This window comes from Stenotrophomonas sp. GbtcB23 (assembly GCF_019091045.1).
In the GTDB taxonomy this organism is placed as follows: Bacteria; Pseudomonadota; Gammaproteobacteria; order Xanthomonadales; family Xanthomonadaceae; genus Stenotrophomonas; species Stenotrophomonas rhizophila_A.
This window is the reverse complement of record NZ_JAGXKC010000065.1, coordinates 1-8,089: the sequence shown is the minus strand read 5'-3', so window position 1 is coordinate 8,089 and position 8,089 is coordinate 1. Positions and strand designations below refer to the sequence as shown.

4 protein-coding genes are annotated in these 8,089 nt (G+C 60.8%); all 4 read left to right on the top strand.

The window, feature by feature from the left end:
* Nucleotides 1-904, top strand: a 904-nt coding sequence (locus KVS69_RS17070) for a TolC family protein (RefSeq protein ID WP_217539112.1), incomplete at its 5' end; no start/stop codon positions are given.
* A gap of 53 nt (nt 905-957) precedes the next feature.
* The gene (locus tag KVS69_RS17065; protein WP_315387860.1) at nt 958-2,154 is read left to right on the top strand and encodes an efflux RND transporter periplasmic adaptor subunit; all 1,197 of its coding nucleotides are present in this window, start codon (nt 958-960) and stop codon (nt 2,152-2,154) included.
* Nucleotides 2,155-2,169: 15 nt separating this feature from the next.
* Nucleotides 2,170-5,406, top strand: coding sequence for a CusA/CzcA family heavy metal efflux RND transporter (locus KVS69_RS17060; RefSeq protein WP_101098472.1), 3,237 nt, complete (start codon nt 2,170-2,172; stop codon nt 5,404-5,406).
* Nucleotides 5,407-5,484: 78 nt separating this feature from the next.
* On the top strand, nt 5,485-7,944 hold the full coding sequence (locus KVS69_RS17055; RefSeq protein ID WP_102789636.1) for a heavy metal translocating P-type ATPase: 2,460 nt from the start codon (nt 5,485-5,487) through the stop codon (nt 7,942-7,944).
* Nucleotides 7,945-8,089: the final 145 nt, after the last annotated feature.

Below are 8,089 nucleotides of genomic sequence, written 5' to 3'. Positions count from 1 at the left end.
TGCGGAGGCAGGCGCGGCAGGCTTACGGGGTGATCTGATGCGCAGTGACGCAGCCGGGCGCTTGGCGGCAACATATGCCGAAGCAGAGGCTGCGTTGCGCCGTTATGAACTGGCCAGCGAAGCATTGGCGTTGATTGAACAGGACGCTAAGGCCGTGGCTGCGATGGTCAGCGAGGGCCGTGAGCCCAACCTGCGCGGTGTGCAGGCACGGAGCGAGGTCGCCAATGCGAAGGCAAGCCTGGATGAGGCCGAGGCCTACCGGGATGCGGCGCTTGCGCGCCTGGCCGGGGTGTCCTTGGTGGACAGTCCCCTGACCGACATCGGTGAAAGCCTGCTTGACCGCGTGCCCTCTCACCCAGTCGCTATTGAGGCACCCCCGCTTGCCGTTCGCATTGCACAGGCTGAAGCGGAGGCCTCCGGTCGCCTTATAGATGTCGAGCGCAAGCGTGCCTTGCCACAATTGAGTGCGTCCGTGGCTCAGACGCGCTTCCGCCAAGCAGGCGACCAGGCCTACAACGTGGGCATCAGCCTTTCGATCCCCCTATTTGACCGTAACCGCGGTGCGATCCAGGCCGCCTACGCGGAACAACGTGCTGCCGAAGCGGTTCTGGTTGCTCAGAAGAGTGACAGTGAAGCAGCCCGCTTGGGGGCAGTTGCGAGTCTCAAAGCATCCAACAGCCGCGCACGGGCCGCAGATGAGAGCGTACAAGCTGCAGACGAAGCCTATCGGCTGGCCCGCATCGGATTCGAGGCAGGTCGTATATCGCAATTGGAGCTGCGTAGCACGCGATCAACCCTGATCGCTGCTCGTGGCAGTGCTGTGGATGCCCGTCTTAGCCGGGTGGCAGCAGAAATCGACCTCGCCCGCCTTGAAGGGCGCGCACCGTTTGTGGAGGCAAAATGAACAAGTACGGAAACAAAACGCTCATCGGAGCGACGCTGTTGGCTACCTTGCTGATGACCGGCGGGCTGACCGCATGCAGTGGCGGTGCCCAGGAGGATGCTAAATCCAGTGGTGCCCAGGCAGAGAAGCCGGCTGGCAAGGATGACGGTCACGACGATCACGCAGCTGACGCTAAGCCGGGCTCCGCCGAGGCGCACAGTGAGGGTGATGGCGATGGCGATCACGGCGAAGAGGAGGCCGAGGAAGGTGTAGTCAAGCTGACCCCTGACCAGATCAAGGCTTCTGGCATCGGCGTGGTGGCTGTCGGGCGCGGCGGTGGCGCATCGACCCGCCTAGCTGGGCGCGTCGAGCCGGCCATCGGGGGGCGTGCTGCGATCGCATCAACGGTCACCGGCCGCGTTGAACGCGTGCTTGTTGCACCTGGTACGGCCGTCAAGAGCAACCAGCCCCTGGTGATCGTTGTCAGTGGAGAAGCCGCGACGTTCAAGGCCGCCGCTACTGCCGCAGCGGCGGAGGCCGAAGCCATCCGCCTGGCCTACGGCCGCGATAAATCCCTTGTCGAGCAAGGCGTAGTGGCACGCCAGGAGCTGGAGGCGTCGCGTGCGCGATCTTTGGCCGCGGATGCTGCCGCTAGTGCTGCACGTGCGCAGGTTGCGGCCAGCGGGTCTCCGGACAGTTCCGGCCGGGTGACCATCTCGAGTCCTGTCGCTGGCTTGGTTGGCAACGTCCAAGTGACGCCCGGTGGCGTCGTCTCAGCTGGGACGCTTGTTGCGGAGGTTTCCAATCCCGACATGAATGAACTCGTATTCACTGCGCCGCCAGCACTGGCCACTCTCGCGGTGCCCGGAATGAAGCTGGAAGTGACTGGCCCGGGCGGAAGCTTCGAAGCTGAGGTCATTGCCGCCGCTGCGAATGTGATGCAGCAGGGCGGCACCGCGACCATTCGCGCCAAACCAATTTCGGAGAAGTTGCCACCGGCCGGCTCCCCCGTTTCGGCCGTCATCATCGCCGATGGCGCCGCCGGAGGCATGAGCGTGCCGGCAGATGCGGTCCAAAGCGTTGATGGCAGAAGTGTTGTCTTCGTTGCCGTCGAGGGTGGTTTCAAGGCAACGCCGGTACTCGCTGGCCGTCGTGCAGGTAATCGAATCGAAATCCTTAGCGGCCTGACGGGTAGTGAGCGCCTCGTAGGCGCCAATGCCTTCCTGCTCAAGGCCGAACTGGCCAAGGGTGAAGCCGAGCACGGCCACTAAGGGAACTCATACACCATGTTCAAGATCATCATTGAAGCAGCGGTCAAGTTCCGCTGGCTCGTGGTGTTTCTGGCTGCATTGATTGCCTGCTTTGGCTTGTTCCAACTGAGCAAGCTGCCAGTCGATGCTGTACCAGATATCACCAACCGCCAAGTTCAGATCAATACCATCGCACCTGCCCTTACTCCGGAGCAGATTGAACGCCAGGTTACCTATCCTCTGGAAACGGCCTTGGCCGGAATCCCGGGTCTGAACACCACTCGTTCCCTGTCACGCAATGGCTTCTCTCAGGTCACGGCGATCTTTACTGATCAGACCGACATCTATTTCGCCCGCCAGCAGGTGGCAGAGCGGATGCGGGAGGCTGCCGGAGATCTGCCCGAGGGCGTGTCCCCCATGCTCTCCCCGGTTACAACCGGGCTGGGCGAGGTTCTCATGTGGACGGTGGACTTCAAGCCATTTGACCCCAAGAAGCTAGCCAAGCCCGGCCAGGCTGGCTGGCAAGAAGGTGAGGTTTACCTGACACCAGAGGGCGATCGACTTGGAACCGCCCAGGAGCGCGCAACGTACCTGCGTACTGTCCAGGACTGGATCATCGCACCACAGATGCGCTCCAGCCCCGGCCTGGCCGGTGTTGATACCGTAGGTGGCTACGTCAAGGAATACGGCATCTACCCCGACAGCGCTCGACTGGCGGCATACAACCTGGGTCTGGCCGATTTGGTCCAAGCTCTGGAACGCTCCAACGTCCAGGCTGGTGCCGGTTTCGTCCAGCGTGCGGGCGAAGGACTGGTCGTTCGGGCCGACGGCCTTGCCCTGACGACCGACGACCTGGCTCAGTCGCCGGTTGCCACCAAGGACGGCGTGGTGATCCGGGTGGCCGATGTTGCCGAGGTCGGGATGGGGCGCGCCCCACGGCTTGGTGCAGCTAGCCGAAACGGTCATGAGGCAGTACTGGGCACGGCACTCATGATCGCTGGCGGCAACAGCCGCACCGTCGCTCAAGCTGCTGCTGAGCGTCTGGCACAGGTCAATGAATCCCTACCCGCCGAGATCTTCGCAGAGCCAGTGCTGGACCGTAGTGTGCTGGTTAACTCCACTGTCAAGACTGTCGCCAAGAACCTAACCGAAGGTGCCCTGCTGGTCGTCGTTGTGCTGTTCCTGCTGCTAGGCAACCTGCGTGCGGCAGCCATCACCGCCTTGGTTATTCCGCTGTCGTTCCTGTTCGCTGTTATCGGCATGAACAAGTTCGGTATCAGCGGCAACCTGATGAGCTTGGGAGCGCTGGACTTCGGCATCCTTGTAGATGGCGCGGTAATTGTGATCGAGTCCACCCTGCTGATGCTTGGGAAGCGGCGTGCCGAACTTGGCCGACCCCTCAATGCAATGGAGCGACTGCGTGTGGCCGCCGACTCGGCGAGGAAGATGGCGCGTCCTGCAGCGTTCGGCCAGGTGATCATCCTGTTGGTCTTCGCACCGATCCTTACGTTGGAAGGTGTGGAAGGCAAGACCTTCCACCCGATGGCCGCCACCTTCATGCTCGCCCTCGTTGGCGCGTTCATCTTCTCCTTTACCTTCGTACCGGCGATGGCTGCCCTGCTGGTCAGGGAACCCAAGCTCCATGCGAAGAAGGAGGGACACGAGGGCGACCAGGACGAAGAACATGAGACAGCAATCATCCGCGTCCTGCGCGGCCGTATTGAACCGGCGATCCAAGCGGCGATTCGTAGGCCCAAGGCAGTGTTCGCTAGCGCCCTTTTGATGCTCGGGATGGGCGTGGTCGGCTTTACGATGCTGGGTCGAGAGTTCATGCCAACCCTTGATGAGGGAAACCTCGCCATGCAGGCATTGCGTGTGCCATCGACGTCGCTTGAGCAATCGTTGGCTATGCAGTTGGCGCTGGAGAAGGCTATTGCTGCTGAACCAGAGGTCGTGACGGTCTTCTCGCGGACCGGTACCGCAGAAGCAGCTATCGACCCCATGCCGACCAACATCTCCGACAGTGTGATCGTACTTAAGCCAAGAAAGGAGTGGCCAGACTCTTCCCTGAGCAAGGAGGATCTGATTGCGAGGTTTGAAAAGATCGCCGCCTCGCAGATAGGCAACAGCTTTGAATTCAGCCAGCCCATCGAGCTGCGCTTCAATGAGCTGATCTCAGGTGTACGTACGGACTTGGCCGTCATGATCTACGGCGACAACTTCGAACAACTGCAAGCTGTTGCCGACCAGATCGCGCTGAAGCTAAGAAACGTTCAGGGCTCGGCAGATGTCCGTGTTGAGCAGATTTCCGGCCTACCCACCCTCAATGTGGCGATCGATCATCTTGCAGCAGCGCAGTATGGCCTCACGGCGGCGGACGTAAGCGACGCGCTTTCAACCGGTATTGGCGGCGCCGCGGCAGGCAAGATCTTCGAGGGTGACCGCCGGTTCGATGTTGTTGTTCGCCTCAGCGACGACGCACGCAATGACCCCGATCAGCTCGCATCGCTGCCGATTGCAACGCCTACTGGGGGCATCGTCCCGCTCTCCTCTGTCGCACGCATCGAGATCAGCGAGGGGCCGAACCAGATCAGTCGAAACAACGGAAGCCGCCGTGTCGTGGTGCAGGCAAATGTTCGCGGTCGTGACTTGGGCGGGTTTGTGGGAGAGGCCCAGGCGGCGGTGAAGGACGTACAGCTTCCACCGGGCGCGCACATGACGTGGGGCGGTCAGTTCGAGAACTTGCAGCGGGCTGAAAAGCGACTCATGACAGTTGTTCCGATTGTCTTCCTGCTGATCGGCAGCCTCCTGTTCATGGCATTGGGCAGTGCAAAGGAGGCGGGTTTGGTGTTCACCTGCGTCCCGCTTGCCCTAGTTGGCGGAATTCTCGCATTGCTGGTGCGTGGTATGCCGTTCTCGGTATCGGCCGCTGTCGGATTCATCGCTGTATCGGGTGTTGCGACGCTGAACGGATTGGTGCTCATGCAAGCCATCAGAGAGAGGCTTGATGCTGGTGACAGTCCACTGATCGCGGCAATGAACGGCGCCGGCAGCCGAATTCGCGCTGTCGTGACCACCGCGCTGGTGGCGATCGTCGGCTTCATTCCTATGGCCATTGCCAGTGGGTCTGGCGCTGAGGTGCAGAAGCCTCTCGCGACGGTGGTCATTGGCGGCCTGTTGACCGCCACAGTGCTCACACTGCTTGTGCTGCCGACATTTGCGGGCCGTTTGTCCAAGCCAGATCCCAAAGGGCAACCGGAAACTGCCCACTGATTGATGGAATGTTTGGGTCCGGCAGCGCATCTGCCTGCCGGACTTCCCGATCCATTCTTATGACGTTGGAGGGAACACATGAACCTGACCACAGAAATCGAACTGCCGCTTCTACTCCCAGGCGTCGCTCGCGACGACAGCTGCGTGCAGAGGCTGGTCGATGGCCTTGAGGAAATGAACGGAGTATCGCGCGTGCACGCGTGCGAGGGTGGCGAGGGAGCTCTCGGAATGCTCTGCATTCATTACAACCCCGAGATCGTCTCGCTTCAGCGAGTGCGAGAGGTGGCGGCATCCATGGGCGTTGAGTTGGGTGATCGGTATGGCCACCTTTTCTTGGAGCTTGGTTCGGCCGTTCACGCACGAAAGGCAAGGACAATTGCGGCGCAAGTGCAGGCCGTACCAGGCGTCATTGAAGCCACCACCAGCCCAGCTGGCGGCATAAGTATCGAGTACGAGAGAGCCAAGACAGGCGAGGCGGAGCTGAGAGCGAAGCTTGACGCGCTGGGTGTAGCGCAAGAGCCACCGAGTCCGAGGGGAGATTTGAAGGATCAGCGCGAAGGACACGATCACAAGGACGGACAGGACCCCGGTCATTCCCACGGGGGCCTCCTGGGTGGCAATAGTGAGCTGATCTTCTCACTTGCTTGCGGCCTGCTCCTGATCGTGGGATTTGCGATTGAAAAGCTTGGGTTGACCCAAACGCCCTGGATTCCCACAGCGTTTTACGTAGCAGCCTACGTCTTTGGCGGCTGGTTCACGCTTGGCGAGGCGATCGGGAATATCAAGCTAAAGCGCTTTGAGATCGATACGCTGATGCTGGTTGCAGCGGCAGGCGCAGCCGCGCTCGGCGCATGGGCCGAAGGCGCTTTGCTTCTGTTCCTCTTCAGTCTCGGTCACGCCCTTGAACATTACGCGATGGGCCGGGCGAAGCGTGCGATCGAAGCTCTCGCCAAGCTTGCCCCCGAGACCGCCAAGGTACTGAGGGATGGACGGGTGGTTGAAGTCCGGGTTGAAGCCTTGATACCTGGAGACGTCGTGGTCGTACGTCCCAATGACCGGATGCCGGCGGACGGATTCGTTATCAAAGGGGCTAGCAGCGTTGACCAAGCCCCTGTCACCGGGGAAAGCATCCCGGTCGATAAGCTGGCAGTCAGTGACCCTGCCCTGGCACGGGTTCGGTCTGATTCGGTGGCAATGGAGTCACGTGTTTTCGCCGGCACTATCAATGGCTCTGGCGCCTTGGAGGTTGAAGTCACGCGTAGATCAGGGGAATCCGCCCTCGCTCGCGTCGTCAAGATGGTAAGTGAGGCTGAGACGAGGAAGTCGCCCACGCAGCGCTTTACGGACAAGTTCGAGAGAGTGTTCGTTCCTGCGGTATTGATTCTGGCTGCACTCCTTCTCTTCTCCTGGGTTGTGGTTGATGAGCCATTCCGTGACAGCTTCTATCGTGCTATGGCAGTTTTGGTAGCAGCGAGCCCCTGCGCACTGGCCATAGCCACGCCAAGTGCTGTTCTGGCGGGGATCGCAAGAGCCGCACGTGGTGGTGTACTCATCAAAGGTGGAGCGCCGCTCGAAGAGTTAGGAATGATCCGCGCCATCGCGTTTGACAAGACCGGAACGCTCACCCAAGGCAAGCCGCGCATCACCGATATCAAGGTCATGCAGGGGGCAACGGAGAAAGAGTTGCTCCAAATTGCGGTGGCCGTAGAGGCCCTCAGTGACCACCCGTTAGCTGCAGCCATCGTTCGCGACGGGAGCGCTCGACTGGGCGACATCCAGGTGACGGGCGCGACGGATCTTACGAACTTTGCGGGGAGCGGCGTTCAGGCAAAAGTGAACGGCATCAGCGCCTGGATCGGAAAAGCAGAGATGTTCGGTAACGGTAGCATTGGAGCTCTCACCACTGACGCGCAGTCTGCTATCGATGTACTGCGCGAAGCTGGGAGAACGACCATGGCGGTTCGCCTGGGCGACCGGGACCTGGGCATCATCGGGCTGATGGACACGCCGCGCCCAGAGGCACGTGAGGCATTGGAAAAGTTACGGAGCTTGGGCATCCAGCGGATGATCATGATCTCCGGTGACCATCAGACTGTTGCCCAAGCTGTAGCAAGGGACGTCGGTTTGGACGAGGCATGGGGCAATCTCATGCCCGACGATAAGGTAAAGGCGATCCGTCAATTAAAAGAGACGGAGCGGGTGGCGATGGTGGGCGACGGCGTAAATGACGCACCTGCAATGGCCAGTGCAAGTGTGGGTATTGCGATGGGAGCGGCCTCTTCCGATGTCGCGCTGGAGACTGCTGATGTTGCCCTCATGTCCGAGGACCTGAAACAGGTTGCCTTCGCTGTGGAGCTCAGTCGTCGCACCCGAGGGGTGATCCGTCAGAACGTCTATGTCAGCCTTGGCGTTGTCGCACTGCTCGTTCCAGCCACAATCATGGGTCTTGGCATTGGTCCCGCCGTAGCCGTGCACGAGGGCTCGACGTTGCTGGTGGTGTTCAATGCCCTTCGGCTTCTCGGCTACCGTCAGTCCTGACATGCGCCTTCTTGTCATTGACCGTGATCTCCGGGTTGCCAAGGCGATTTTCGAGTATTTCGAGTGCAGGGGGCATCAGCCCGATGCTGCGGGAGACGGCGTCACAGGGCTGCACCTTGCAGGGTCTAATACCTATGACGCAGAC

Coding starts and splice junctions, on each gene's coding strand:
- KVS69_RS17065 (WP_315387860.1), top strand. CDS start 958: ATGACCGGCGGGCTGACCGCATGCAGTGGCGGTGCCCAGGAGGATGCT.
- KVS69_RS17055 (WP_102789636.1), top strand. CDS start 5,485: ATGAACCTGACCACAGAAATCGAACTGCCGCTTCTACTCCCAGGCGTC.
- KVS69_RS17060 (WP_101098472.1), top strand. CDS start 2,170: ATGTTCAAGATCATCATTGAAGCAGCGGTCAAGTTCCGCTGGCTCGTG.